Raw genomic sequence first — 26,576 nt, 5'->3', positions numbered from 1 at the left:
CCTTATACATTGTTAATTTCCTCCAAATATGCATTAATCACAATTCTTCTATCGAATTCATTCTCCATTTTTCTACGCCCTGCGAGGCCCATTGCTTTTTTTTGTTCATACGGCAGATTTATAAATTTAGTGATGGCTTCTACTAGACTCTCAACACTTTTCACCTCAAAACCAAAACCGCTTACATCTTCATCAAACGTTTCAATACACCCAGGTACTCTTGAAGCTAAAACTGGTCGTCCTGAAGAGGCAGATTCAAGCAGTACATTCGCTGTTCCTTCATGATAGGAGGGAAGGACGGTTGCGTGAGATTCCTTAATAAATGAATGAACATCATCCTGTTGGCCGTGATAATGAATCAATCCTAATTGATTTAATTCAGCTAATTGTTGATGGTAATCTTCTTCGCAAGGACCGATTAAATCAAATTGTGTATTGGGATATTTTCCTTTCACAATCTTTACTGCTTGTAGCAGTTCTTCTATCCCCTTTGATTTCATCATTCTTCCAATAAATAAGAATTTGTTTTTCCCATCATCCTCAGGGTACTCTTCAAAAGTATGGTGGTTTAAATTCACACCAGAGCCGGGAATTAATTTTGTTTTGTTCTTTACAATGTTGTGCTTCAGAAAGAACTTCCGATTCGTTTCATTTTGGAAAAATAAACAGGAGGCTTTCTTTAAACCTACTTTATTAAGCATTAGTGTAATTTTTTGAATGATGCCCTTATTTTCAACGGATGTACCTAGACCAGTAATGTTCGTGATATATGGTGTTTTGGTGATCCTGCATGCTAGGCCGCCATAAACATTAGGCTTGATGGTATAAGTTAAAACGACGTCTGGATTAATTCGTCTAATTAGTTTTATATAATTAATTAAAAGCTGTGCATCTTGAATGGGATTGGTTCCGCGTCTATCTATCTGAGTCTCTATGAATTGACAACCAAACCTTTTTAGTTTTGGAACGTACTCATCATTTGGTAATGAAACATAAACTTCATTATTTTGTTTTATTAGTTCTGCTAATAATTCTTTTCTAAAGTTATACAGCCCCATGCCGAAGTTAGCTAACACAAGTATTTTCATTATCTAAACTCTCCCTAACTTGAAGCTAATATAATCCCTGCTTCAGTTATCTCCTAAAACAACCCCATATTTTTTGTTCTTTAAAAAGAACAAAAAGACCAGAATTAATCGAGAGGATTTACTTTTTAGATTTAGATTCCTCTGCTTTTATATAAATCAGCCGCCTCACTGTTAAATTCAGATAAGTTATCTTTTATAACGAACGAGGTGATAAGACTATCATATTATCTTAAGTAATTGGAGTCAACATTATTCTTATGGTTTAATATATGACCTTATTGCATTCTACTTTAAACATGATCTAAATAGAATGCATCTTCACGACTTCTAAACAATAATACCTGACTTCATATTTTGTATTTCTATTCTTGTTTTACTATTGCCAAATACTAAGGAGTTATATTTAGGTATTTTTTTAATAAGTAAAATTAATATTATTAAAACAACAAGATGGGATAAAAAGCCCAGCAACCAACTATACCGTAAATCAAGAACGCTAAAAACTGCACCAACGAACCAAATTGCAGCATAGTTAAATCCAATAATTGGCATAGTATTTACTCCAAAAAAATTCAAGATCTTCGACCTATGAAGAAATCGAGATATAATGAATACCGTAGCACTCCCAGAAATAGCCCCAATATACATTAGGAATATATTTCCGTAATGATTACTATTGAAAGAAACGTAACTGATAAAGTTAAAGGTATTTGATAAATATAATAAAAACAAAGATAAAATAGTTATTAATACTAATTGAGCTTTTTTCTTACTATAAAAAATTTGAACTAGATTATATTTATTCAATAAATAACCAAAATACGTAAAAAGAACAGCTGTAAGAGAGGTATCAATATTCCAAGGAAGTTTAAATGGAATGGTAATAGAGATTATGTATCCTAAAGATGCCATAGATATAGCTAATATTATTTGCTTTTTCATGTCACGTTTTAGCAAAAATAATAAAATGTTTTCGGTAACAAATAAACAAGTTAGAAACCAAAGTGGAGAGCAGTTGGGTAACCATTCTAATGTGCCTTTTGAGTAAATAATTCCAATTAATTGCTTTAATGTAGATAGAAAGTCATACTCACTATTCTTGAGAAAACCAAGAGTGTTTAAACCTAACGAAAATACAAAATAACAACTAAAAGCCATTGTAAAATATGGTATTATTAGTCTATTAAATCTAAGTCGAAAGAAACCTTGATACGGTACTAACTTATTCTTTCTTTCATTAAATAAATACCCAGTAATCAAAAAAAATAAAGGCATATGAAAAGAATATATATATTCCTTTAAAATCATTGGTAGACCTGGTGTATGCCCTAATACAACTAATATTATTCCAATACCCTTAGCAGCATCAATTGTAGTATCTCTATTCATAGATTTTCCTCATTTTCAATAATATTTGAATCAGTACGAGTCTGAGAGGCCTCAGGCTTAAGACTTTTAAAGTATAAAGAGGGATAGGTAAAGGTCACATGTGGATCGATATGAGTGATTTTCACAAGTATAATTGTTTATTAATGATATAGTCTACTTTTTAAAAAACTCTCAGACAACATTTTAAAGCTTGATTTTTATTTAAATATTCTACTCTTCATCATTCTTCCGTCAATTACTTCGTAATCTTCATTAAAATTATAAGTGTGAGTTCCTTTATTATTTTTTAACCAATCAGGTTTCATTTCAAATTGTAATCTTTCATTATAATTTTCTTCTGTGAGTTCCACTATTTCGTTAAATTTAACCGAATGACCATAACTAAATGAACAGTCTTGTGAGGGCCTAATCAACTTTCCATCCTTTAAAAAAATATTCCCAGCTGGACGGGCAGATGAAGCATTTGAAACTACCGGATTCATCAAATGTGGTTTCCACTCACCCAAAAGACTTTCAGAGTAAAAAATATGCAACTCGTCTAACGATGAAGACCCATCAACAAAAACATTGGCAAACATCCAAAATTTATTATTATAATGGATAACTGTTGCATCTACTGCATTTATATTATCAATTAAAACCTTTTCTAATTCCCATTCATATGGAAATTTGGTTGCCTTATAAATTTCGACAGTTCTATTACCTGAAGTCTCAGGTATCATGTAGATTTCATCTTCCCACTCATAAAGGAAGGGATATGATAAATGATAAGGTTTATCTAAAATAGTAACAGGTTTTGAATTTGTATTAGATTCTGGATCAATTTCAAAGACAGAGATATCACCTTTACCCTTGCTATAAATAAATTCCTCAAAGAAAATAAAGGTCCTGTTATCCTTTTTAATAATAAATGGATCCGCATAAAATCTATCAGCTGGGGGTTTAATTAATTTAAAATTTTCATCCATATTGTTTTTATACGCAAGAAACCACTGTTCTTTGTATAATCTCGATTTAACTTTTTCTATCGTTAAATTTAAAAACAAGTTAATAGTTTCAACATTTTTAACTTTTTTGTATTCTTTTTGTTTGGATTTACCTTCTGATTCATTAATGCTAACCAATTTTCCTTCATACAAATCATAGAGTTTTCTTTTAATAAATTCCGCAGACTTCCAGTAAACCTGATTACTGTGAATAAAAAGAGATCCCTTTGTTACAGATGATTGTGATTTATAAATAATTTTGCTGTTTTGTGAATCATTCATGATTGTGTTTAAAGTGATTTCTAATGGAGTATTTTTATGAAACATAGACCTAAAGAAACTGGGTTCATATATATATCCTTCTCCAAAAGAATCATGAGGATAATACCAAATTCCATATTTAGATATTCCAACTAATTTATCTAAAAGCTCTCTAGCACCAAACTGTATAACGACATCAAATTTATCATTTTTTATAGTCTCTATCTCTACTTCAGAAAGATTAATAGAATCTGTCCTGAATAAATCAGCATTGTTGCTTAATTGATCTAAAAATTCTTCGAGATTCATCTTTTCAAACGCATTTTCTTTAACTTTTGTACTATAATATTTATAGTCAAAGTTACAATATTTCTTATAAAGACAATTATAATTGTTTTTCTTATTAAATTGATATTGATTATCTCTTCTACTTTTATAGGCTATCTTTAATACTACAAAATCAATTTTGAAGAGATCGGTAATTATTTTTCCAATCCATTTAGGTACATCCAAGGAGTCTAAAATAATTCCTACTTTTAATTTTTTTTCCTTCAAATCCATAATTTCTGCCCTACTTTATAAAATATTTTTATAACCAACTACCTTTTAAATATTATCTTGGGGAAATTAAAAAAAATAATTTTTGTTACTCTTTTTATAAATTTTAGAACAGTACTTGTAATGCCTCCATCCGTTGACTAATCGAAATGACTTTGGAACGTTCAATTATTTTCCTTTTATAGAATCCCTGTATTTTTTTATTTTCTATCACTTTAACCATAGCATTATATATTCTTTCCTCATTTATTTCTGTAACAATTCCAAATTCATTATTATTACCCAAAAGTTCTTTCACACCAGAACAATCTGTAGCAATAATTGGAACTCCTAAAATTGCTGCTTCCTGAGTAACAAGAGAGTACCCTTCAAACCTTGATGATGAAATAAACCAATCTGCATGTTTTAATTATTTATAAGGGTTTTCCTTCTCATCTAAAAGTGTTACATTTTTTAAATGGTTTTTTTTAATAAAACACTCTAATGATTTTATTTCATCTCCGTCCCCAATAATCACTAATCTATATTTATAGCCATGGTTATTTAATTTCTCACAAACTTTTAGTAAAATATCATACCCTTTTTCATATGCTAATCTACCAACACTTACAAATAATGGGCTATATTCGTTTTCTTAATGTTCTACCTTTTCAAGAGACTTTTCTATAATTTCCTTTTCATTAATGGATTAGCTATATATATAAGATTTCCCGTGTCCCCAGCTTGATTAATTACGCTCTGTTTAACTTTATTCGAAACACAAATCACATGATTAAATTTTTTCATATATTCTAACTCTTCACCCTTTTTAAACTCACCTTTTGTCCAATGAAATACATCATAATCAACATGGACCCATGCAATCTTTCTATTTATATTTAAATCACCAATGAATCTCATACATTGTCCTTCTTTCATGGCAATTGCAGTATCAAAATTTCCTTTTATAATCTTATTTTTTATTTTATATTTATTAAATTTTCTAAAAAATTTATTAACAACTTTTATCGGTAGTTTAGAACCTTTTAACAAGTTCTTATCAAAGGAATCTAGTGACCAATAATCTATATTTTCATTTTAATAAGTATGATATCTAGAATCATAATTTGGAGTCAAAATGGTTATCTCATATTCATGTTTTGGCAAGTGATTTACAATGTTCATCATTACCTTCTCAACACCCCCGCCACATATTAAATCATTCATTATCAATAATTTTTTCAATACATTCTACCCTCTTTTTAAGATATTGGCGTTAATATTTATGGAATCCCCCCTTTTTAATATGGTTGTTTTGTTAACGATTAGAAATGCAGACAATCCTTGGACAAGAAGATTTTACCAAATCCCTATAATGAATTCTTTTTGTTATGCTCAACTTTTTTATACCAATCATAAATAAAAGGAAATGTAATAAATAAGGTCCATATAGTCTTTTCTTTTCGATTGTTAAAGGGATTTTGTATTAACCTTATTAGACTATTAAATAAATCTTTTTTTATATTCATGAATTCATTAGGGGTATTGAGTTTATTAATTTTTACTTTTCTATAATTCACAAAAAGACTTTCCATATATTTAAACTCTGCTTTATGCTGTAAGTCTTGAAGTTTAACCTTTTTAAAAAAATCCACTCTATTCCTTAAGGCATATACTTCATCTAATCTTTTTAAACTAAAGGTCGTTCCAGTTATGCTATTATTTCTCTGAAAATAAAAGTATAATTTTATTGGCAAATATGTGATTTTAGAAGATTTGTATAATAATTTATGTATGATAAACTCATCTTCATGAATCCTTCCTTCTTCATATCGTAAGTCAGAAAATAAACTTCTTCTGTAGAGTTTATTCCACGCAACTACAAAATTAACATTTCTGTTTCCGTATAATTCTTCTAAAGCTTCTATATTTGTAAAAGTTTGATGGACAAAATCTAAATTAGTTACCAAATTAGCATCTTTATTATTTTCATTCTCGTATACAAGATCAAAATCGCATAAAACAATATCAGCTGAAGTTTCTATTGCCTTTTTATACAACAATTCATACATATTGGAGTTGATATAATCATCACTATCCACAAAAGCAATAAAATCACCTGTAGCATAATCAATCCCAGTGTTCCTTGCAGACGAAAGTCCCCCATTTACCTTGTGAATTACTTTTACTCTTTTATCCTTTTTAGCGTAATCTTCACAAATTTCACCACATCTGTCAGGAGACCCGTCATTAACTAAAATTAATTCAAACTCTTGGAAGGATTGATTTAATATTGAATCAATACATTTATTTAAACATTCTTGTACTTTATAAATTGGAACAATAATACTAATTTTATTTTCCATAAAATCAACTTCCCTACATAATAGATACATGAGCTTCTATTTATAACCCATATTAAGTTAGCATAATCTTAGAGAGACTTTTCTTTTTACTCCAATTTATAGATTTATTTTATTACAATAAACATTTAAGAAACACTTACATAATTCCAAAAACTTCTTCTGTATAACGAACATAAAAATAGTAACCTATTTTGATTATTTGTTTTTTATATAAAATTTATTATTTCTTGCTTCTTTTTTAATATTTCCAAATCAGAAGGTTCATCTATATCAAGGTCATAATCTTTATTCATAACATACCCTAATTTATTGTCATTTAAGCTAGTATTCAAATTAAAATTACTATTAATTTGATTGATGTAAATTGAACCATTTACCTTATAATATTTTGGAAAATCCTGTCTTCTTACTGTACTTTCCATATGCAATAATTTTTGGACATTGCAGTGACTATCTAATCTTCTCATTAAAAGTGGGTGTTCTGAAACTTCAGATATACTTACAAGACTCTCACCCTTTTTATTAATAATCATTTCAATTGCTTCATCAATATGTTTAGCAGTTCGTAAAGGTTGTGTTGGTTGAAGGAGTACAAGGTAGTCATATTTATCCCCAACTTTTCTTAAATCATCTACTGCATGTAATAAAACATCAATAGTTTTTGAAGTATCTTTTGCTAATGATTCCGGCCTGATAAAGGGAACTTCCGCTCCACAACTTAAAGAAACTTCTGCAATTGATTTACAATCAGTAGATACAATAATCCTGTCTAAGTATTTAGAACTGAGCGCAGCTTCTATTGTATATTGGATTAATGGTTTTTCATTTATTTTAATAATATTTTTACCAGGAATCCCCTTACTTCCACCTCTAGCAGGAATAATAGCTAAAAATGACTTTTGGTTATACATAAGCCTTTTCCCCCATAAGGTTAAGATCAATAAATTGTTTTTGAACATCAATATCCCAAATAGAGTCATTCTCTATTATTTGTATAAACTTCTCTGCGCTATTTCCCTTTCCAAATTCTTGACTAACTAACTTAGCACTTTTACGTTGAAAAATTGCTTCCAATATTGAGACACAGTCTTCATTCACATGATTTATATTTACAGAAGTTTCTGGGTTATATCTACCAGATTGCCTTTTACCAATATCAATTGTAGGAACTCCATATACTCCAGCCTCTCTAATACCAGCACTTGAATTACCAATCATAATTTCACAGTGTTTCAATAACGTTAAAAAATATTCAAACCTCATTGAAGGGTAAATTTTAAAATTAGCATTTTGTGATAACCTTTGATATTCATTTAATATAATATTGCTTCCTTCATCATTATTAGGATAAATAACAACGTATTTTTTCTTACTTTCTATTAATGCATTGACAACTTGGTTAATATGATTGCTTAATTTATTTACTTCTGTTGTAACAGGGTGGTACATTACAATTGCATAATTTTCAAAAGGAATATCGTAATGTTTTTTTACTGTCTGAATTGTTGGCAAATCAATTGACATCATAACATCAATATCTGGAGAACCTATCACAAAAATATTTCGTTCATGTTCACCTAATTGTATAATCCTCTTTTTAGCTTTATTATTACTTACAAAATGAAGATGTGAAAGTTTAGTTATAGAATGTCTAATAGATTCATCAATTGTGCCAGATACCTCTCCACCTTCAATATGTGCAACTTTAATATTGTTAAATGCTCCTACTATAGCGCCCGCAAGTGCCTCAAGTCGATCTCCATGTACTATAATCAAATCAGGACTTAACTCATGTACATAATTACTTAATCCCAAAATTGTATTACTAAGTGCCATATCCATTTTGTGATTAGTCTGTTGATTTACAAAATGATAGACGTTCTGAAAACCATCTTTATATATTTCTCTCCAAGTAGACCCATATTTAGATAACATATGCATGCCTGTTACAAAAATATACAATTCAAAATTAGGACTAGAATCTATTTTTCTCATCAAAGTCTTTATTTTTCCATAGTCGGCTCTTGTTCCAGTTAGAAACAATATTTTTTTCATCGGATAAACTCCTAATCTATAATTTTCCATCTCTTTTCTAAGGTTTTTGTTTTTCTATTTTATATTATTTATTAATTAGTGCTTTATCCTCAATATCTTCCCATAAAAGGTGTTCATCATTGTCAATATCTCTCATAATTCTTTTTCCGATAATTGAATGATAATGTTCCGCTTTTATCTCTCCAGTTCCTGGTCTTTTAACCCAGATATTTTCTTTCGTTAATACTTCACCCTTCTTTAGACTCTTAGTAGTAACAACCGTTGCAAACGCAAAGTCAATAGTTATTTTCTCTTCTAGTGCTGCTTCTTTTCTCCCTCCCCTCATTTCAGCAATCTCCGAACTTACACCGATTAATTCATTTAAATCATTTGGGTCCATCGAACACAAAATATCTGGTCCTGGTCTATCTTTAGAATCAGTAAAATGCCTTTCAAGTATGGATGCACCTAAAGCAGTTGCTGCATAGGCTGCATTATTGTTAATAGTATGATCTGAAAGTCCAATAACAGCTTGTGGAAAACACTCTTGTAATTCCTGCATTCCACCTAGTCTTACTAGATGTGGTGGTGTAGGATATAAATTTGTACAATGCAATAAGGCATATTGCACACCTTTTCCCTCTAATATCTCAACAGTTTTCTTTATGCTTCTAATATCATTCATACCTGTAGAAACAATCATAGGCTTACCAAATGAAGCAATGTGTTCAATTAAGGGATAGTTGTTACATTCACCAGAACCGATTTTATATGCTAAAACTCCCATTCTTTCAAGTCTATCAGCAGCAGCTCGTGAGAATGGTGTACTAATAAAGAGCATTCCTAATGATTCAACATATTCCCTTAATGCTATTTCATCCTCTTCATTGAGTGCACACCTTTCCATAACTTCGTAAATTGACACATTAGTATTTCCTGGTATTACATTTTTTGCATCCTTACTCATCTCGTCTTCTACAATATGAGTCTGATGTTTTATAACTTCCGCTCCAGCTTTATAAGCTGCATCAACCATTTTTTTGGCAATATCTAAACTACCTTCATGATTTATTCCTAATTCTGCAATTACAAATGGTTTAAAATCTAAGCCAATTTTCCTATTGCCTATCTGAATATATGGATTACTCAATTTAAATCTCCTCTCTTCCCAGTATATTAATCAATATCAATTTTCTTATTGAATTATGTATTATAACTAAAGGGGTATATAATTAAACATTCTAAATATTAACTACATCATTAATAGAATTGTCTTTTTTATCCGTTTTCGTGGTACCAATAAATACACCATTACTATTAAATAAATCATCAAAATTCACCCGTGGGAAAACTTCAAGTTTTCCACCTCTGGTAGCATTAAAAATCCTTACTCCACTTAAATCGCAATACTTCTTTGCAGACACATATGCTTCGGTCATTTCATATACATTTACTGGAATTTCTTTTTTGTGTTCTACCGTACTATAGTAATTTTTATCGAAGTGGTCATTACCTATTAGGTCATTATTAATTTCAATTCTCCCATCTTTTTTCTTACTAATCCCAAAATTGTGATCCACACCTAATAAATATATATTTTTAAATCCCATATAAACTGCAAGTTGGATATTGGCAAAGGTTACTGTTCCATGTTGAAATAGTTTTTTTGATACATCATCACTAAATTTTGGTAACCCATCATTTCTATGTTCATAATACGACCTTAAAAAGATACAATCCTTATTAAATTGCTTTTTTAAAGAAGTATAACTTGTATTAGAAACTACTACGAACATCCTTTTCTTTGGCATGTTATATACCTCATCAAAAAATTTGCTAGCGATTAATGAGTCGGTGAAAGTATAATAATAAGGTTTCCAATCAGTTTGATTAATGAGCAAATTAATTCTATTACTTGAAAAAGACACCTGATTTTTTATCCTATTTAAATCTTGAACAGTTAAACTTGGACCGTTCCCAATAATAAAACAGCTTTCACCACTATGAGTACCTTTTAAACTTTTAACATTTCTTGACAATATTCCAACCCTTATATTTATATAGGCTGGTTTAATCCTTCTTCTAAATGTCCATACCATTGAGGATAGTATTTTACTGGTTGATTTTTTTACTACATTAATCATTTTTGCCCCCATACAATTCATCAAAATTTCTCAGCTCAAAGACATCCAAATAAGTAACTCGTGTTGCATTTAGTATTTTTCTTCCTGAATTCTCATATATTACCTTCGTTTTTTCCATTCCCTTATACATTTCTTCAGGAGCCTGACCTGGTTTCTTTTCATCTTTCCTGATGTAATTCTCACTAAAATAAATCTGTTCATTTCCCTGACTCTTAAGAAAAGATAAATCTTTTGTTTTTGAAACTGCTCCTTTGAAATTGTAATCATGACCAATTAAATATACTTCAGAAAACCCCATATAATGAGCTATTTGAAGTAGATGATAGGAAACAGTTCCTGATGAATATAACGATTCCATTATATTTGTTGAAAAAGTTCCTCTTTTGTTTTTATTTAGATTATTGTTAAAGTAAATATCTGCATTAAATAAATGTTTATAACAATTTAAGGTTAGTTTTGTCTTTGCTTCAACCGAATTTATTTCTTCTACATTTTCCTCTAATACTATTGGGTCTACTACCATATAAAATGTGGGTCTCCATTTTGTTTCATTAAACATTTTATAAATCTTATTGGAAGCAAATGTGATTTCACCTTTTAATTTTTCTAAATCCTCTGCTTTTAAACTTGGACCATTTCCAATAATGAAACATCTTTTCCCCTTATACTGATCTTTAATTGTAAGTATTTTGTAGTTGTTTTTGGTGAGTGGAACACCAAATTTTGAGAAAAAATTAATAAATAAATAAAAAAAATGATAGGCCATATAATAAACTTTTTTTATACCTTTTTTAAAAAGCTTCATTATTATATACAATTACATCACCTGCATTGTTGTTCTATCTGTATTAACTCGATTCACCACAATCAAATCAATAAATTCTCTAACGGCTCCATTACCACCATTAGCCTTGCATACATAATCTACTACATTAATAACTTCATCAATTGCATCTGCAGGACATGCCTTTAGAAAACATGCTTTCATACAATTAATATCGTTTATATCATCGCCAATGTATGCAACATTCTCGTAACCTAGTTGATACTTTTTTATAACCCTTTCTAAAACTTTTAACTTATCGTCTATACCTTGATGAACTTCTTTAATCTTTAGTTCATCAGCTCGATTAGCTAAAATCTTTGATTTCTTCCCAGTAATAATAACAGGAATTATGTTATATTCTTCTAAATTAATCAAACGATAGCCATCCCTTACATTGAATGCCTTAAATGCTTCACCATTTTCACCAACATAAATCTTCCCGTCTGTTAAAGTACCATCTACATCCATAACCAACATTTTTATTTTGGATAAATCCTTCTTCCCAATCATACGAATATTCCCACTCCTATAATATCGTTAACTCTTAATGTACCGACTAATCGATTATCCTGTTTAATTGGCAAGGCCGATATATTATTGTCCTTCATCAATTTAAGTGCATCTACAGCAAGAGTATCTGGGTTGACATAAAGTGGTGTATTAATCATTACGTCATCAACCGATAAATTATATACGTTCACTTCTCTTGCAAGTGTTCTCCTTAAATCACCATCAGTAAAGATACCGATTAATTCATTGTTCATGTTAACAACATTAATAATGCCTATTGCTTTTGTGCTCATTTCAATAATAGCATCTTTTAATTTTGTTCCAGTTAATACTACAGCGTTGTTACTGCCTTTATGCATGAGGTCATTTACTTTTATTAACAATTTCTTACCCAATGAACCTGCAGGATGGTATAATGCATAATTATGTTCACGGAAACCATAGATTTTTGATAAGCACACTGCTAATGCATCTCCCAATACCATTTCAACCGTAGTACTTGATGTAGGTGCTAAATTCATAGAACAGGCTTCCTTAAATTTAGGGAATACAAAAGAGTAATCACTGTATTTGACTAATGATGAATTCTCATTACCTGATATTCCAATTAATGTTGCCCCTATAATTTTTATATTAGGTAGAATCCTAGTAATTTCTTCACTTTCCCCGCTATAGCTAATCGCTATTACTACATCATTAGCTGAGATCATTCCTAAGTCTCCGTGCAGCGCTTCGGCGGGATGAAGGAAAAAAGATGATGTCCCTAGACTAGACATTGTCGCAGCAATTTTTCTTGAAACATGTCCTGGTTTTCCCATTCCTGTAACAATAACCTTGCCAGTACATTTAGAAATTAATTCAACAATTTTTACAAAACGGTTATCCAGAGCATCTTTTACTAGATTTATAGCTTTGATCTCTGTTTCGAAAACATACTTTGATTCAGCAATAATATCTATTTGATTGTAAAATTCTACCTCAGAAAGAATAGCTGATTGTTTCAACATCGTGCACCGCCTTATATACTTGAATAAGTTTTTTTAGCATTAATTCAATTTCATCTAGTCTTACCATATTAGGGCCATCTGACTTGGCATTATCAGGATCCTCATGTACTTCCATAAATAATGAGTCTCCCCCTACAGCTAAAGCTGCTTTGGCCAAATATTCCACATACTCTCGATTTCCACCAGTAGAAGTTAAGTTACCACCTGGTTTTTGGACACTATGTGTTGCATCAAAAACTACTGGATAGCCAAATTTTTTCATTTCAATGATGTTGGTCATATCTACAACTAAATTGTTATAACCAAACGAATTACCTCTTTCACATAGCAGAATTTTATCATTACCTGATTCCTCAAGCTTTGTTATAACATTTCTCATATCTTTTGCAGATAAAAACTGTGCTTTTTTTACGTTTACTGGCAAACCGGTTTCAGCTGCAGCAACTAATAAATCGGTTTGTCTGCAAAGAAAAGCGGGTATTTGAAGCATATCTACAACTTCTGCAGCAAGCTTTGCTTGATAAGGCTCATGAATATCTGTTACAACTGGTACACCTAATTTATCTTTTACGTTTTTTAGAATACGGAGTCCTTCCTCTAATCCCGGCCCTCTGTACGATGAAATGGACGTTCTATTCGCTTTATCGAACGAAGATTTAAAAATAAAAGGAATACCAAGTCGAGTAGTAATGTCCTTCATTTTTGATGCAACTTTCATTAATTGCTCTTCAGATTCAATTACACAAGGTCCTGCGATTAAAGTAAAAATGGAATTATCAACTGTAACATTTCCAACTTTTATTGTTTTCATAATGGATCCCCTTTTCTAAATATAGGTTTTTATTTTAAGATGTATAAACTAAACTTTTATTATTTCTTAACAAATACTCTTCCACTTTTTCTATATCTTTAGGCGTATCAACTGAAATGGTTTTACAATGCGCATTTATATAGTAGATATCCTTCCTATTTTCAATGAATCTAAAAGAATCATTTTCTTCAATTTTTTCAATTAGTCCCCTTGGTGTTTCATGGTAGTAGTTCAATGCTGTTTTCGTAAATGCTCCTACTCCGACAAATTTCTGATATGTATAGTTCATTCCTCCTTTAGGAAATGGGATCGGACTCCGAGAAATAAATAAACAAATTCCTTCTTTATTAGTCACTATCTTTAAGTTTGTTGTATCTACAACTTCTACTGGATCTGTAAAATCTGTCATTAGATTCGAAACATAAAACTCATCTTTCTTCAATTCAGTAGGAATGCATTTTACTATATCTTTTGCTTCAATAACAGGCTCATCTCCATTAATCATCACATAAAGATCAGCCTCAATTTTTTGTGATACTTCATAAAGCCTTTCTGTAGCCGTATCATGTTCTGGTGAAGTCATGATTACTTTTGCACCAAAACTTTCACATACAACTCTAATTTCTTCGCTATCGGTTGCAACGTATACTTCTTCAAAGCATTCAACTTCCTTAGAATGTGAATAAACCCACCAAACCATTGGTTTTCCGAAAATTTCTGCCAAGGGTTTATTATAAAATCTAGAAGAACCGCCCCTTGCTGGTATTACTCCAACTACTCTCATATTTCCAACCACACTTTCTAAAAGTTAATTTTATCAAAATCGAATCTTTCAAAGACCTCTAACTTCCCGCCACGAGTGGCATTATAAATCCTAATACTGTTTTTATCTGCAAACTTCTTTGCTGCTAAAAATGCCCTAGTTGAAGTTTCAATATTAGGAATATATAATTCCTCTTTATCTGAATTATACTTTTCTATAAAATAATCTCTAGCTTCCTCATCAATGATTATGTCACCATTATCGTTTTTCATTTTACTAAAATTATGGTCAACTCCTATCAGATATATCTCTTTAAACCCCATGTAAACGGCCAATTGAAGGGCTGTGTATGCTACTGTATTTCCCCAATAAATCCCTCTTAAAATATTTTCAGAAAACTTTGGTTCTTGATTTCTATCACCGAATTTAAATATATAATAATTAGCCTTTCTAAAATGAATTTTATAATCCCATGGAAAATTTACTGGAAAAAATTTATTTTCAATATTTAAAGAATTCATTTCTTCCATACTATTAAATATAGTCTTATCGTCTTCGGAACAATAATAGGTAGGTCTCCAATCTGTTTGATCAAAAATATAGTAAATTCGATTAAACGCGAATGTGATCTCATTTTTTAATTTGTCGAGGTCGTCTGCTCTTAAACTGGGACCATTTCCTATAATAAAACATCGTTTCCCTAAATGTTTGTTTTCAAGAGATTTAATGAACTTACCATTCTTAGAGATGGGATATAGTAGTTCCTTTAAGTATCTCTTAGTTTTATAATTTGTTTGAATAATAAATCGCTTAATACTTTCCATTTTTTATCCAGCCTCAATCAAATCATATATTTTTCGCATTATCACTTCAGGACTGTAATTATTTAATACATCACTTTTATCTTGTTTTAATTGTTTTAATAGAACCTGATCCTTCACTATGGATTCAACCCCTTTATATAAACCTTCAGGTGTCGATTCCACCAATAGTCCATTTTCCTTGTGATGAATAAACTCCATAGGTCCCATTGACTTAGCAACAATTACCGGTGTATTTATCGCAAGAGCTTCCAATACTGTGATGGATAAAGACTCAACAAGAGACGGATGAACATACAGATTTGCATTTTTTATATACGGGTAGGGATTTGGAATTGTACCTAATAAAAATACATTATTTTCTAACTTGTAATTTCTAATACATCTTTCAATATCCCTGCGCTCCGGTCCTTCTCCAATGAGAAACCATTTTACGCTATAACCGTTTTCAACAAGCATTTTACAAGCATGAACACAATTAATCATTCCTTTTTCAGGCGATAATCTGCCAATACTGACTAGGGTAATAATTTGGTCGAAATTAAAATAAAAACTGATGTCATGATTTGATTTTTTTTGAATTTCATTAACATTAATCATGTTTGATATTGTAATGGTTTTATTATTTATCCCATGAATATTATTTAACAACATCTCTTTGCAACTGCTGGATACAACTATTATCTTGTCAAACTTTTTATAAACCTTAGTCCAACGTTTTGTTTGTCTTTTTGGATAACCAAATTCTCCATGGTGCCACCAAGTAATCTTCTTTTTACTGTTTACTATATAACCAACAAAATCTGTGCAAATACCTACACGATACGCAATAGCACAATCATAGTGTTTATTTAATTTAAAAAGTGGCTTAGCAAGAGATAATGCCCTGATTCCAAGTATCTTTTGAAGAGAAAATATTATTCTAAAACATAAACCAAACCACTCCCTTTTCTTTACACTTTCAATAATAAATTTCCCTATTGGCCCAAAGGTTTTTGTTAAATCATAATGGATAATATTTACTTCCTTAGGCACTTCATCAATATAATCACCCAGACCATCTAGTAAAACTAGGTCAACTTCATAAGCGCTATAATTAAAACTTTTAAGCACATCTAGAAGTGACTTTTCAACTCCCCCAATATTTAAGTGGCCGTTAACAAATAAAATTTTCTTTCTCAAAATAAACCCTCGCATTTTAGCTTATTGATTTTTATCTAATAACTTTGCAACGACATTCTTGGGACTAAACTCTTCCAATATAAAAGAATCTTTTGATATTTCACCATTTATGAATTGGAGCATTATTTCCTTTATACTTTCCTTTGTATTATCACAAAAATGATATCGGTTAAATTTTCCAAAAAAATCTTTTAGAAACTGTTTTTCTTCTTGTTCCCCGTCTAAAATAAAAATTATTGGTTTTTCTGTACCTGAATAATGATAAATTTTCCCGGGAATTTGTCCTCCTTTCAAATTACATAAATGGATTAATACATCTGTATTTTCTTGCACTTTATTGACTACTCCAATTTCTACTCGGCCTGATACATTTATATTTTTCGTTGATTTGAAGTTTTCATTTGTATCTCCATAAATATTTACTTTTGCATTTAATTCATCTGAAGCTTCATAAAATGGTTTCAAGTTTCTAACATTTGAGTAATAATCACCAAAGTATCCAAAAACAACCTCTATGTTTGATTCTTTTAATCCCTGTTTAGAACTTGTTTTTAAATAGGGTAAAGGCAAGCAATTCATTTTATCTGAAGCATCAGGGACGTATTTCTTTTGATATAAAAGTGTAAGGGGACTTACGTAATAAATTTGATCAGCAAGGTGTAGCAATCTAATTTCTTCTTCTAATACATTTTTCTTTTGTTTTGAATAAAATTCGTAATACCAAGGGTCTTCCCATAGTTGAATCCACCTATTTGCAATTATGTGTTTCTTCCTTAATAGAGTGGCCGCAAGAGCATGACTGCTTTCAGGTGATGAATTGGAAATTATCAAATCATACTCTAGCTTGGTTTTATATTTTGAAGCATTTTTTAACCATTTCCTGCTTATATAGTGTGGGGAATCATGTGTTAAAAGATTATAGAACACATACTTAAGGACCTTCCTAAAATTTTTGTTTTGTTGCCTTTCTAACTCTTCAACATTTTGTTGTTGGTTGAATTTTTCAGTATTTGTCCTCTTATCTATATTTCTATCAATAATAGATTTTGTAATTAAACGAAGCCTATCCATCTTAGGAACTGACTTATATATGTAATAATTAGCTTCTTTCCAAACTGGCATTTTTGGGTCAATATCTTGTAAACCAGGATCAGACATTATTATATCTACATGACAATTATTTTCTATCAATCCTTGAACAAAACTATTATGACTCATATTAGCTGATGTGTTACATTGCAAGCACGAACCGGTTATATATAAAACTCTCATTTTTAACTCCTTCCCTGTATAATTATTAATCCATATTGTGTAAAGAAACCTCTGATCATTCCATAGTCATCTAAATACTTTTCAATCACAAAACTAATAAGATGATCAATTTTTTAACAATTGCTTCTTTCTTCTAATTGCTAGAATAATACCAATTGGAAGTGCTAATAATGTAGGGAAAAATTTATAACTTTTAAGAATATACCTAGGATTTTTTCCAACTATTGATAATGCAATATACTGTGCAGCTGCATTTAATTTATATATGAATGGCTTCTCGTATTTAAGCATGTGATTATACATCATTGCATACCCCATGGGATTCATTCTTAGGAGATTCCAACTTCCTTTGGTAAGACCATCTTCTCGATATTCGCAAATACAAACTATATCTTTATGCCACCTAATTTGATATCCATCTAAAGCCATTTCAAATAATGTTATTTGTTCAGGTGCAAATTTTTCGCTAGGCCATACTTGAAATGGATACTTCTTTAAAATTTCCAACTTATAAACCTCACACATTTCATGATCTAAATTATATTTTTCTCTCTCTAAATCTGTAGCGTCGACATACCCTTTTGTATCATCTATATATGGGTATGTACTCTTTAATGGCTTTAAATCTTTTGTTCCTCTTAAACCACCAACACCCAGTATCTTATTATTTTCATGAATTTCTTTAATCCAATTATTCAACTTAAAAATACAATCATCAGTTAGATAATCATCAGAGTCAACTTTACAAAAATATTCTCCATTTGCTAACGAAACCCCTAAATTAATTGCTCTGTTCAAGCCTCCATTAGGGACCTTTTTGTAAATTATTTTAAAATTATTGAATTCCTTCACCCATTTATGGAATAGTTTTTCCGTATTATCTGTGCTTCCGTCGTCTATTACTAACCATTCAAAATTGAAAATACTTTGTCTCTGTAACGAACGATACAGAGATTCAATAATATAGCCTCTGTTATAAGTTGCAGTGAAGACTGTAATTTTTGGTTTATTCATAATATAATAACTCCCTGAAATTGAATAATAAATTATCTTAAAGAATCGTATTAATATCAAATTGTTGCATAATTGACTTTATTATCTACTGATAGTAATTTACCACCTTTATCCACTTTAAAAACAATGTCACAGTTTTCAATGGTACTTAATCTATGAGCAATAATAATTAATGTCTTTTCACCTTTAAGACCATCAATTGCTTTCATAATCTCTTTTTCTGTCTCGTTATCTAAAGCAGATGTTGCTTCATCTAGAAAGATAATTTCCGGGTTATGATACAAGGCTCTGGCAATCCCAATACGCTGACGTTGTCCCCCTGATAACCTAACTCCTCTTTCACCTACGACAGTATTTATTCCTTCAGGGAGAGTATCAATAAAATCCTTTAGCTGTGCATCTTCAATTGCCTTTAGAACAGCAAAATCATCTATGTCCTGATCGTTTATTCCAAAAGCCACATTGTTCCGAATGGTTTCATCTGATAAATAAATGGATTGTGGGATATAGCCAATCTTATTTTTCCATATTGGCATGAGTTCATTTAAGTCTTTCCCATCAACTACTATACGGCCCTTCTCAGGTTCAAATAGTCCAAGTATGATATCAACAATAGTTGTTTTGCCAGCGCCAGATGTTCCAACGAAAGCAACTGAATGTCCAATCGGTATGGTTAAGGATAAATTTTTAATGGAATACTCTTTTTGATTTGGATAACGAAAAAATACATTTTCTAATCTAATTGAATTATGGAATATTTTCTCACCATTATTTAGCTTTTCATGCTTTAACTCAATGATTACATCTTCTTCAATTGGATTCTTGCCGTTATTATCTTTAATTAAATCATTATAGACTACGGTCAATGCTGGCTGGCTAAATCGAATGGAGGTTATTGTGGCGACTATTCTATTAATAGAAGGCATTAATCGAAATGCTGCCATTGCAAACAGTGACATGGTAGCCACTAATGTTGATGTCTCTGTTCCTTGGAACACAATAATCACCATCGTAATAAGGACAACTGATACTAATAAGGTCTCAATAAAAAGCCTAGGAATTTGATCTAGCGTATTTTTATAAATGGTATTATTCGCCATAATCTGACTTTGCTTAGCGTACGATTTCACAAAATACCTTTCTTTTCCCGAAACCTTGATTTCTTTACTTGCTCCTAATCCTTGATTTACCCACTTAATCATCTCACGACTAACTTTTTGGTTTTCTATTCCTAAATTAGTAATCTTGTTCCGAAAGATCTTAAAAAATAAAAGAACACTTCCCCCCAATAAAATACCGGATGTAAGCGTGGCTAATGGCGCAGTAACAATAAGTAACGTAAGTATAAAAGTCATAATGAATATCTCCGTTAGCAATTGAAAACTTGCTAATAAAATACCATCAAATACCTTTGCTACTTCTCCGTTTACATTCCTTAACAATTCAGCGGAATTCCGCTGCAAGTGAAATGTATAAGGTTTTGTTAAGTACAACTTAAACATTGTTCTGGAAAGTTTTACTTTTTGATTCAAAATGACTCTATATTGTACCGAATAGAAAAATAATAAATAAGCATTCTTAACAATATATACGGTTAGTAAACAGACAACTGCAAACAAAATAAACGTGTTGGTTGATTGAAAATTTAACAATTGGTATACATTTGATAAAAATGATTGCTTCTGAATAATAGTAGGATTTGTTACAATTCCAACAAAAGGAACGATTAATCCAATTCCTACCGTTTCAAATATAGCTGCAAGGATCATCATAAAAAAAAGCAATAATAATCTTTTCTTATCTCTTTTGTTTAAAAGAATCCTTAGTTTTTGAATTGTATCCCTCAATTTGTTCACACCTTAAAATTATAATTTATAAGCTAAACCTAGCATTTAAGTACTATATACATAAATATCCCTAACCACCTCTTCGAAAAAACGTTCATTATAATGAACAAAGTGAATAAAAATTTTTATGATAATTTTTCCACCTATGCTTTCCTACATTATAACTTACACAAAGTTCTCATTAAAGAACATTCTATCGACATAAATCTACAGATATTTTATAAAACTTCCTAAACAACCTATTGCACTAACTAATAATTTTATAGAGCTTCTCCAGTTCATAATTATTGCTATAATCTTTACTTCTTATATTGTGTACTAAAGTATTCTTCAATTCTTGATTACGATAAAACTCCTCGATTCCACGAGCAACCCCTGGGACACTTAGCTCACAAATTATACCTTCTATTCCATCTTCTATTTGGCTTGACGCGGTTGGATAATTTGTAATAAGTATAGGTTTCCCCAGTATTTTTGCTTCAGAAACAGTTACTGCTTTCCCTTCATACCTTGACGGTTGGACATATAAATCACAATTTTTTATATATGGATAGGGATTTGTTTTTTTACCTAAAAGAATAAAACTATCGTTAAGATTATGTTTGGCAACTAACTCTTTCAATTCCTTTTCGTATCCGCCATAACCCACAATGTACCACTTAATATTTGTTAATCCCTGGTTGTGCAATAGTCTAAGAGCTTCTACTGCCAGATCAAACCCCTTGACATATGATAACCTGCCTACAGAAACAAGGGTAAAGGTTTGGGGTTTTATTTTGAGTTGTGATTGTTCTTCCTCTGCCATTTTCTTTATGAAATGAGGTGAGGTTATATTTTCTACAACTAACACTTTCTCTAATAAGGTAGGATAGGTAGATAAAAATGCATCCCTGCAAGCCTCCGAAACCGAAGCAATATAATCAAATTGATTCCAAACTTTCAGGTCCAGTTCGTTATCAATTTCCAGCTTACTGTAATCAGTATGAACCCATGCAATTTTTTTCTTTGCTTTTACCTTATTTGCTATAATATCGTGTGGCCATGCATAGCTAATTGCTACATCGTATTCTTTTTTTAGCTTTGGTATAAAGAAGGATGAGTATTTTTGCGTTAGCTGCATTTGTATATATCCTGCCCCCTCTTCCAGTTCTCTATTTTTCGCTTTTATTTTTGCTATGTACTTCGATAGAACTCTAATAAAAGCTAATAAATAATGTCTTTCTTTAAGACAAAGAGTAACTGGTTTACGGAAAACAGTGTACTTTTCTATCTGTGGGAGAACATTAACGGAATTGGGAATTAAATTCATGAACTCGCCAACATGATGATAAATTAAAAGATCAACATCATATTTTTTATAGTCAAAGCTTTCTAACATATTAATTAAACTTCTTTCAATTCCGCCAATTTCCATATTATAAACAGAAATTAAAATATTCTTTTTCATCCTCTATCCTCACCTAAAATGAAGTATTAAACAGTAAACTTCACTACCTTTTCTTTATTTTTATAAGGTTTTAGCTCAATCTCTCTTTTATTTAAAAATATAGTATTAGGCGGTACGATTCCTTTAACGACACTACCCGCAGCAATAACCACATTATCACCAATGTGGGTATTCCTTAAGATTACGACATTCGATCCGATCCATACATTTTGGCCAATGGTGACTTCTCCCCTTACTAAATGGTCTGATGTATTTTTTTTATAATTATGATCATGGTCATTAATACAGACATTAGGGGCAATCTTTGTATTTTTTCCTATTGTAATTTTGTTTACGCAATTAATAGTACAGTTGTCATTAATAAAAACATTATTTCCTATTTTGAGAACTCCAGTAAAATCAATACGAATGCTCGCATTTTTTCTAATAAAAACAAACTTTCCTATATCCATCCTTGCCTGTTTATTAAAAATTTCTATTTTACTATTGGATTGAAGAGAAAAAATAGAAGACTGTATGTTCTTAAAATAAATAAACTTGTAAAACATCCCTCTTATTATTCCGACTAAGTGGGATAAATTCATAAGAATCATAATAAAAAAACCCCGTTTTTTACTCTCGGATATCAAGGTTAAAATGATCTTCCTGGTTATATTCACCTTACCATTCTCCTTAAAAACTGCTTAACGATATATTTTTCTTAATCTAGCAATATTTTGACCACCTATTACCTTTGATAGGATTAATTTTATTTTTCCTTTTACTCTCACTTTGAATGGAAGCCAACTTTTATAAAAGTAATGGATGGTATATGTTTTATCAGTAATGAATGTTTGACAATTTATATAATCATAAGGAGAAAAATAAGTTTGAGGATAAAAAGCCCCCATTCCCTCTATTTCCTGAAACTGTCCATTTGTTTTAAGACCAATGTTTCTCAAAATTTTAGTGATAATTGCTACATTGGTTAAAATGTTCTTACTTCCATCGGTATTAATGAAATGATTATCTTTATAAGTATCAAGAAACGCTTTAATTAACTTGTTTCCTTTTTCTGCCCCTATAGTGCTAGTAGCAATATAGTTTTCCTGTTCGAATCCCCAAAAAGAAGTATGGTGTAATAGATCATCAAAAGATTTAAAAACTTCTACGTCTGTATCTAGGTAAATCCCGCCGTAATGATAAAGAGCATACACTCGAACGTAATCACTCACAAATGCAAATTTACCTGCGCTATATGCTTCCTTTACATATGAATTTAGATTGATATTAAAATTATTTTCATTCCATTCAATGATTTCATAATCAGGGAGATTTTTTTCCCAGCTATCTATGCATTTACTTACTACCTTGGGTTTCTCTTTCCCACCAAACCAGCAATAATGAATGACCTTAGGTATCTTTTTTAAATTTTCCATGTCGAGTACCTCAATTTTTCTCTTCTCGTGTGTGCTGATTTTTCCATTTTATAAATTCAAACACAGTTTTATATTCTTTAATTTGTTCTTTTTCAATTCCCGTTTCCTTTAATTCTGCAGCGAAATCAATCAAATCTTGGTCAAATCCATGTTGTACGTCATTTGTTTTTATGGGACTCAAGAAAGTATCTAATTCCATATCTAGCACTGATGCAATTCTCTTTACAACCTCGATAGAAGGATTCCGATTTAGATTTCGTTCAATATTACTTAAATATGATTTAGATATTTTTGCACGTTTCGCTAATTCGGACAAAGTGATCCCCTTTTGCTTCCGAAATTCAAATATCGTATTTCCGATCACAACTCATACCCCGTTTATCATAAAGTAATTACTAACTACTAAACATCTCCGCTCTTTCCTTCCTTTTAATAACTGTTTGTTTAATATGGTAAATAACTGTTTCTATTTCCTCCTCTGTCATATTTGAACCTGATGGTAAGCACAATCCATTGTTAAAGAGGACTTCAGAAACACTCTTTTGCTCATTATGGGGATAATATTTACTTTCTTTGAATACAGGCTGTAGATGAAGTGGCTTCCAAACAGGCCTTGCTTCAATGTTTTCCTCGCTTAATGCTCTTAGAATATCTGTTACAGAGATTCCAGCCTCTTTCTCATTAATGGTAAGGGCAGTTAGCCATCGATTAGAATAGGTATCTTTTAACTCAGGCATAAACGTAAACCCAGATAGATTAGAAAGTTCATCAAAGTACTTATCAAAAATAGCTCTTCTTGCAGCAATTCTTTCCTCCAATACTTCTAATTGTGCCCTTCCGATACCAGCTAAAATATTACTTAATCTATAGTTGAATCCGATTTGACTATGTTGGTAGTGAGGTGCCGCATCCCTTGCTTGTGTTGCTAAGAATCTTGCCTTTTGTAAAGCCTCTCGATCATTTGAAACCAGCATTCCTCCTCCGGAAGTGGTAATAATCTTATTTCCGTTAAAGGAGAAGACCCCAAATTTTCCAAACGTTCCACTTGCTTTCCCCTTATACATGGCTCCAAGTGATTCTGCAGCATCTTCAATTATAGGAACTTCATAATGGTTGCAGATGGCTATAATTTCATTCATCTTGGCACTTTGGCCATACAAATTCACAACAATTACTGCCTTCGGAAGAGTACCATCCTCTATTGCATCCTCAAACGCCCGCTCTAAAGCCTGCGGGGACATATTCCAAGTTTCAGGTTCAGAATCGATAAAAACTGGCTCCGCTCCTTGATAAATAATCGGGTTGGCACTTGCTATAAAGGTAAGACTCGAGCAAAACACCTTATCTCCCTTTCCCACACCTAATAATAAAAGAGCCAGATGAATGGCAGCCGTTCCTGAGCTTACGGCCACTGCTTCATTGACTCCTACGTATTCTGCTATACCGGTTTCAAAGGCATCCACATTAGGTCCAAGAGGAGCAATCCAATTAGTTTGAAATGCTTCATTTATATATTTATGTTCCTTCCCACTCATATGCGGGGAAGAAAGATAAATTCTTTTTTTATTAGCTGTATTTATCAATTAATGCACCTCTCTCCACACTTTTTTGATTGTAAGACTTCACTTTGGCAGGAATACCCACTGCCGTACAATATGGGGGTATATTATGTGTCACTGTCGCCCCGGCCCCGATAGTAGCCCATTTTCCAATTTTCACTTTAGGGATTATTGTGGAACCGGCTCCGGTAAGCACCCCTTCAGCCAATTGGACGGAACCCGTAAGTGTAGAGTGGGGACACACATGTACAAAATCATCAATTTCACAATCATGTTCGACCACCGAACCGGAATTTATTATGCAATGGTTTCCAATAACTGCATCTGCATTAATGACAGCATGCGGCATAACAACCGTTCCATACCCAATTTTTACACTTGGGCTAATCGTTGCGGTTGGATGAGTGATGGTTGAATAGTATTCTATTGGAATACTCAAATTCTGCACGATTGATTGTCTGACTTTATTGTCACCGATTGCAAAAATGAATTTAATATCTTCATAATATTTTGCTAGTACCTTTGCCCACAAAATAGGACCATATACTTGGTTCTTAATGAAATGAATTTCTTTATATTGGTCATCTAAATATCCAACAATTTTATTTTTTGGATTAGTAAGGATCATATCCGATATCACCTTACTATGCCCCCCATGGCCAATTATGATAAACCTCATCAACGCCCGCCTCCAACAGAGGAATTTTTTGAACCTGTAAAACTATCTACTGTAGCTTTACCTTGTTGGTTAATTCCTTGCGAACTTAAGACTTTATAGATTGTTTGAAATAAAATTTTCATATCTAAAAAAAATGAACGGTTATGAACATACCAGACATCTAAATTAAATTTTTCTTCCCAGGATATGGAGTTTCGGCCGTTTATCTGGGCCCATCCCGTAATCCCAGGTCGTACGTTGTGCCTTAAGGATTGCTCTTTTGTATAAAGCGGCAAATATTCTACAAGCAACGGTCTTGGTCCGACTAAGCTCAAATCCCCTTTTATGACATTCCATAATTGAGGATATTCATCTAAGCTGTATTTACGAAGAAATTTTCCAAAAGTAGTTAACCTAATGTAATCAGGTAGTAATTCCCCTTGATTGTCTTTTTCATCTGTCATCGTTCTGAACTTATATAAGTAAAAAGGTTTGCCAAATAAACCAGGCCGTACCTGCTTAAAGATGACTGGAGAACCTAGCTTCTTTTTAACTAACAACGCAATCACGATGAAGATGGGAGAAAGACCAAAAAACAGGATTAAAGAAACCGTTAAATCAAAAAGCCTCTTCATG

General features: G+C 31.4%; 26 protein-coding genes and 1 pseudogene. All 27 read right to left on the bottom strand.

Annotation, left to right across the window (positions count from 1 at the left end; all coding sequences use genetic code 11):
- Positions 1-2: 2 nt before the first annotated feature.
- Entirely contained in the window at positions 3-1,088 is a 1,086-nt protein-coding gene (locus QFZ87_RS07825) for a glycosyltransferase family 4 protein (RefSeq protein ID WP_309859876.1), read from the bottom strand.
- Positions 1,089-1,415: 327 nt separating this feature from the next.
- A complete protein-coding gene (locus tag QFZ87_RS07820) occupies positions 1,416-2,477 on the bottom strand; it encodes an acyltransferase family protein (protein ID WP_309859875.1) in 1,062 nt (353 codons plus the stop codon).
- A gap of 197 nt (positions 2,478-2,674) precedes the next feature.
- Positions 2,675-4,285 carry a glucosamine inositolphosphorylceramide transferase family protein gene (locus QFZ87_RS07815; RefSeq protein WP_309859874.1) on the bottom strand — a complete coding sequence of 537 codons (1,611 nt, stop codon included), beginning with the start codon at positions 4,283-4,285 and terminating at the stop codon, positions 2,675-2,677.
- Between the two features lie 103 nt (positions 4,286-4,388).
- Positions 4,389-4,898 (bottom strand): annotated as a pseudogene (locus QFZ87_RS24935) (glycosyltransferase); the annotation flags it as partial.
- 47 nt (positions 4,899-4,945) lie between these two features.
- A complete protein-coding gene (locus tag QFZ87_RS07810; protein WP_309859873.1) occupies positions 4,946-5,200 on the bottom strand; it encodes a hypothetical protein in 255 nt (84 codons plus the stop codon).
- A 431-nt stretch (positions 5,201-5,631) separates the two neighbouring features.
- Positions 5,632-6,627 carry a glycosyltransferase family 2 protein gene (locus tag QFZ87_RS07805; protein ID WP_309859872.1) on the bottom strand — a complete coding sequence of 332 codons (996 nt, stop codon included), beginning with the start codon at positions 6,625-6,627 and terminating at the stop codon, positions 5,632-5,634.
- A gap of 206 nt (positions 6,628-6,833) precedes the next feature.
- On the bottom strand, positions 6,834-7,538 hold the full coding sequence (locus tag QFZ87_RS07800; protein WP_309859870.1) for an acylneuraminate cytidylyltransferase family protein: 705 nt from the start codon (positions 7,536-7,538) through the stop codon (positions 6,834-6,836).
- The gene (neuC, locus tag QFZ87_RS07795) at positions 7,531-8,682 is read right to left on the bottom strand and encodes a UDP-N-acetylglucosamine 2-epimerase (protein WP_309859868.1); all 1,152 of its coding nucleotides are present in this window, start codon (positions 8,680-8,682) and stop codon (positions 7,531-7,533) included. The genes QFZ87_RS07800 and neuC overlap by 8 nt, the downstream gene beginning before the upstream one ends.
- A 64-nt stretch (positions 8,683-8,746) precedes the next feature.
- Positions 8,747-9,811 carry an N-acetylneuraminate synthase family protein gene (locus QFZ87_RS07790; protein ID WP_309859866.1) on the bottom strand — a complete coding sequence of 355 codons (1,065 nt, stop codon included), beginning with the start codon at positions 9,809-9,811 and terminating at the stop codon, positions 8,747-8,749.
- Positions 9,812-9,902: 91 nt separating this feature from the next.
- Entirely contained in the window at positions 9,903-10,805 is a 903-nt protein-coding gene (locus QFZ87_RS07785) for a 6-hydroxymethylpterin diphosphokinase MptE-like protein (protein WP_309859864.1), read from the bottom strand.
- On the bottom strand, positions 10,798-11,610 hold the full coding sequence (locus tag QFZ87_RS07780) for a 6-hydroxymethylpterin diphosphokinase MptE-like protein (RefSeq protein ID WP_309859862.1): 813 nt from the start codon (positions 11,608-11,610) through the stop codon (positions 10,798-10,800). The genes QFZ87_RS07785 and QFZ87_RS07780 overlap by 8 nt, the downstream gene beginning before the upstream one ends.
- A gap of 12 nt (positions 11,611-11,622) precedes the next feature.
- A complete protein-coding gene (locus tag QFZ87_RS07775) occupies positions 11,623-12,141 on the bottom strand; it encodes a KdsC family phosphatase (RefSeq protein ID WP_309859860.1) in 519 nt (172 codons plus the stop codon).
- Positions 12,138-13,148, bottom strand: coding sequence for a KpsF/GutQ family sugar-phosphate isomerase (locus QFZ87_RS07770; protein ID WP_309859857.1), 1,011 nt, complete (start codon positions 13,146-13,148; stop codon positions 12,138-12,140). The genes QFZ87_RS07775 and QFZ87_RS07770 overlap by 4 nt, the downstream gene beginning before the upstream one ends.
- A complete protein-coding gene (kdsA, locus tag QFZ87_RS07765) occupies positions 13,120-13,959 on the bottom strand; it encodes a 3-deoxy-8-phosphooctulonate synthase (RefSeq protein WP_309859855.1) in 840 nt (279 codons plus the stop codon). Before kdsA ends, QFZ87_RS07770 begins: the two co-directional genes overlap by 29 nt.
- 34 nt (positions 13,960-13,993) lie before the next feature.
- Positions 13,994-14,743: a 3-deoxy-manno-octulosonate cytidylyltransferase gene (locus QFZ87_RS07760; protein ID WP_309859853.1), complete on the bottom strand. Its 750-nt coding sequence runs from the start codon at positions 14,741-14,743 to the stop codon at positions 13,994-13,996.
- A 17-nt stretch (positions 14,744-14,760) separates the two neighbouring features.
- Entirely contained in the window at positions 14,761-15,546 is a 786-nt protein-coding gene (locus tag QFZ87_RS07755) for a 6-hydroxymethylpterin diphosphokinase MptE-like protein (protein WP_309859850.1), read from the bottom strand.
- Positions 15,547-15,549: 3 nt separating this feature from the next.
- A complete protein-coding gene (locus tag QFZ87_RS07750) occupies positions 15,550-16,725 on the bottom strand; it encodes a glycosyltransferase (protein ID WP_309859849.1) in 1,176 nt (391 codons plus the stop codon).
- Between the two features lie 21 nt (positions 16,726-16,746).
- Positions 16,747-17,997: a glycosyltransferase family protein gene (locus QFZ87_RS07745; protein WP_309859848.1), complete on the bottom strand. Its 1,251-nt coding sequence runs from the start codon at positions 17,995-17,997 to the stop codon at positions 16,747-16,749.
- A gap of 105 nt (positions 17,998-18,102) precedes the next feature.
- Positions 18,103-19,011: a glycosyltransferase family 2 protein gene (locus QFZ87_RS07740; RefSeq protein ID WP_309859847.1), complete on the bottom strand. Its 909-nt coding sequence runs from the start codon at positions 19,009-19,011 to the stop codon at positions 18,103-18,105.
- A 56-nt stretch (positions 19,012-19,067) separates the two neighbouring features.
- On the bottom strand, positions 19,068-20,783 hold the full coding sequence (locus QFZ87_RS07735) for an ABC transporter ATP-binding protein (protein WP_309859845.1): 1,716 nt from the start codon (positions 20,781-20,783) through the stop codon (positions 19,068-19,070).
- A gap of 322 nt (positions 20,784-21,105) precedes the next feature.
- A complete protein-coding gene (locus QFZ87_RS07730; RefSeq protein WP_309859843.1) occupies positions 21,106-22,305 on the bottom strand; it encodes a glycosyltransferase in 1,200 nt (399 codons plus the stop codon).
- A gap of 26 nt (positions 22,306-22,331) precedes the next feature.
- Complete coding sequence (locus QFZ87_RS07725) at positions 22,332-22,757, bottom strand: acyltransferase (RefSeq protein ID WP_309859841.1); 426 nt, start codon at positions 22,755-22,757, stop codon at positions 22,332-22,334.
- 231 nt (positions 22,758-22,988) lie between these two features.
- Positions 22,989-23,723 carry a glycosyltransferase family 32 protein gene (locus QFZ87_RS07720; protein ID WP_309859839.1) on the bottom strand — a complete coding sequence of 245 codons (735 nt, stop codon included), beginning with the start codon at positions 23,721-23,723 and terminating at the stop codon, positions 22,989-22,991.
- Positions 23,724-23,733: 10 nt separating this feature from the next.
- Positions 23,734-24,087, bottom strand: coding sequence for a helix-turn-helix domain-containing protein (locus QFZ87_RS07715; RefSeq protein ID WP_309859837.1), 354 nt, complete (start codon positions 24,085-24,087; stop codon positions 23,734-23,736).
- Positions 24,088-24,118: 31 nt separating this feature from the next.
- On the bottom strand, positions 24,119-25,258 hold the full coding sequence (locus tag QFZ87_RS07710; RefSeq protein ID WP_309859835.1) for a DegT/DnrJ/EryC1/StrS family aminotransferase: 1,140 nt from the start codon (positions 25,256-25,258) through the stop codon (positions 24,119-24,121).
- Between the two features lie 31 nt (positions 25,259-25,289).
- Positions 25,290-25,961 carry an acetyltransferase gene (locus tag QFZ87_RS07705; RefSeq protein ID WP_309859833.1) on the bottom strand — a complete coding sequence of 224 codons (672 nt, stop codon included), beginning with the start codon at positions 25,959-25,961 and terminating at the stop codon, positions 25,290-25,292.
- Entirely contained in the window at positions 25,961-26,575 is a 615-nt protein-coding gene (locus tag QFZ87_RS07700) for a sugar transferase (RefSeq protein WP_309859831.1), read from the bottom strand. The genes QFZ87_RS07705 and QFZ87_RS07700 overlap by 1 nt, the downstream gene beginning before the upstream one ends.
- Position 26,576: the final 1 nt, after the last annotated feature.

Origin of the sequence: Bacillus sp. SLBN-46 (assembly GCF_031453555.1) — a bacterium.
Lineage (GTDB): Bacteria > Bacillota > Bacilli > Bacillales > Cytobacillaceae > Neobacillus.
Note: the sequence above shows the minus strand (reverse complement) of the source record. Positions and strands in the feature narration are given on the sequence as shown.

Excerpts from the sequence above, each read along its gene's own strand:
- QFZ87_RS07825 (WP_309859876.1), bottom strand. The coding sequence starts at position 1,088 with ATGAAAATACTTGTGTTAGCTAACTTCGGCATGGGGCTGTATAACTTT.
- QFZ87_RS07820 (WP_309859875.1), bottom strand. The coding sequence starts at position 2,477 with ATGAATAGAGATACTACAATTGATGCTGCTAAGGGTATTGGAATAATA.
- QFZ87_RS07815 (WP_309859874.1), bottom strand. The coding sequence starts at position 4,285 with ATGGATTTGAAGGAAAAAAAATTAAAAGTAGGAATTATTTTAGACTCC.
- QFZ87_RS07810 (WP_309859873.1), bottom strand. The coding sequence starts at position 5,200 with ATGAAAGAAGGACAATGTATGAGATTCATTGGTGATTTAAATATAAAT.
- QFZ87_RS07805 (WP_309859872.1), bottom strand. The coding sequence starts at position 6,627 with ATGGAAAATAAAATTAGTATTATTGTTCCAATTTATAAAGTACAAGAA.
- QFZ87_RS07800 (WP_309859870.1), bottom strand. The coding sequence starts at position 7,538 with ATGTATAACCAAAAGTCATTTTTAGCTATTATTCCTGCTAGAGGTGGA.
- neuC (WP_309859868.1), bottom strand. The coding sequence starts at position 8,682 with ATGAAAAAAATATTGTTTCTAACTGGAACAAGAGCCGACTATGGAAAA.
- QFZ87_RS07785 (WP_309859864.1), bottom strand. The coding sequence starts at position 10,805 with ATGATTAATGTAGTAAAAAAATCAACCAGTAAAATACTATCCTCAATG.
- QFZ87_RS07780 (WP_309859862.1), bottom strand. The coding sequence starts at position 11,610 with ATGAAGCTTTTTAAAAAAGGTATAAAAAAAGTTTATTATATGGCCTAT.
- QFZ87_RS07775 (WP_309859860.1), bottom strand. The coding sequence starts at position 12,141 with ATGATTGGGAAGAAGGATTTATCCAAAATAAAAATGTTGGTTATGGAT.
- QFZ87_RS07770 (WP_309859857.1), bottom strand. The coding sequence starts at position 13,148 with ATGTTGAAACAATCAGCTATTCTTTCTGAGGTAGAATTTTACAATCAA.
- kdsA (WP_309859855.1), bottom strand. The coding sequence starts at position 13,959 with ATGAAAACAATAAAAGTTGGAAATGTTACAGTTGATAATTCCATTTTT.
- QFZ87_RS07760 (WP_309859853.1), bottom strand. The coding sequence starts at position 14,743 with ATGAGAGTAGTTGGAGTAATACCAGCAAGGGGCGGTTCTTCTAGATTT.
- QFZ87_RS07755 (WP_309859850.1), bottom strand. The coding sequence starts at position 15,546 with ATGGAAAGTATTAAGCGATTTATTATTCAAACAAATTATAAAACTAAG.
- QFZ87_RS07745 (WP_309859848.1), bottom strand. The coding sequence starts at position 17,997 with ATGAGAGTTTTATATATAACCGGTTCGTGCTTGCAATGTAACACATCA.
- QFZ87_RS07740 (WP_309859847.1), bottom strand. The coding sequence starts at position 19,011 with ATGAATAAACCAAAAATTACAGTCTTCACTGCAACTTATAACAGAGGC.
- QFZ87_RS07735 (WP_309859845.1), bottom strand. The coding sequence starts at position 20,783 with ATGATGATCCTTGCAGCTATATTTGAAACGGTAGGAATTGGATTAATC.
- QFZ87_RS07730 (WP_309859843.1), bottom strand. The coding sequence starts at position 22,305 with ATGAAAAAGAATATTTTAATTTCTGTTTATAATATGGAAATTGGCGGA.
- QFZ87_RS07725 (WP_309859841.1), bottom strand. The coding sequence starts at position 22,757 with ATGGATATAGGAAAGTTTGTTTTTATTAGAAAAAATGCGAGCATTCGT.
- QFZ87_RS07720 (WP_309859839.1), bottom strand. The coding sequence starts at position 23,723 with ATGGAAAATTTAAAAAAGATACCTAAGGTCATTCATTATTGCTGGTTT.
- QFZ87_RS07710 (WP_309859835.1), bottom strand. The coding sequence starts at position 25,258 with ATGAGTGGGAAGGAACATAAATATATAAATGAAGCATTTCAAACTAAT.
- QFZ87_RS07705 (WP_309859833.1), bottom strand. The coding sequence starts at position 25,961 with ATGAGGTTTATCATAATTGGCCATGGGGGGCATAGTAAGGTGATATCG.
- QFZ87_RS07700 (WP_309859831.1), bottom strand. The coding sequence starts at position 26,575 with ATGAAGAGGCTTTTTGATTTAACGGTTTCTTTAATCCTGTTTTTTGGT.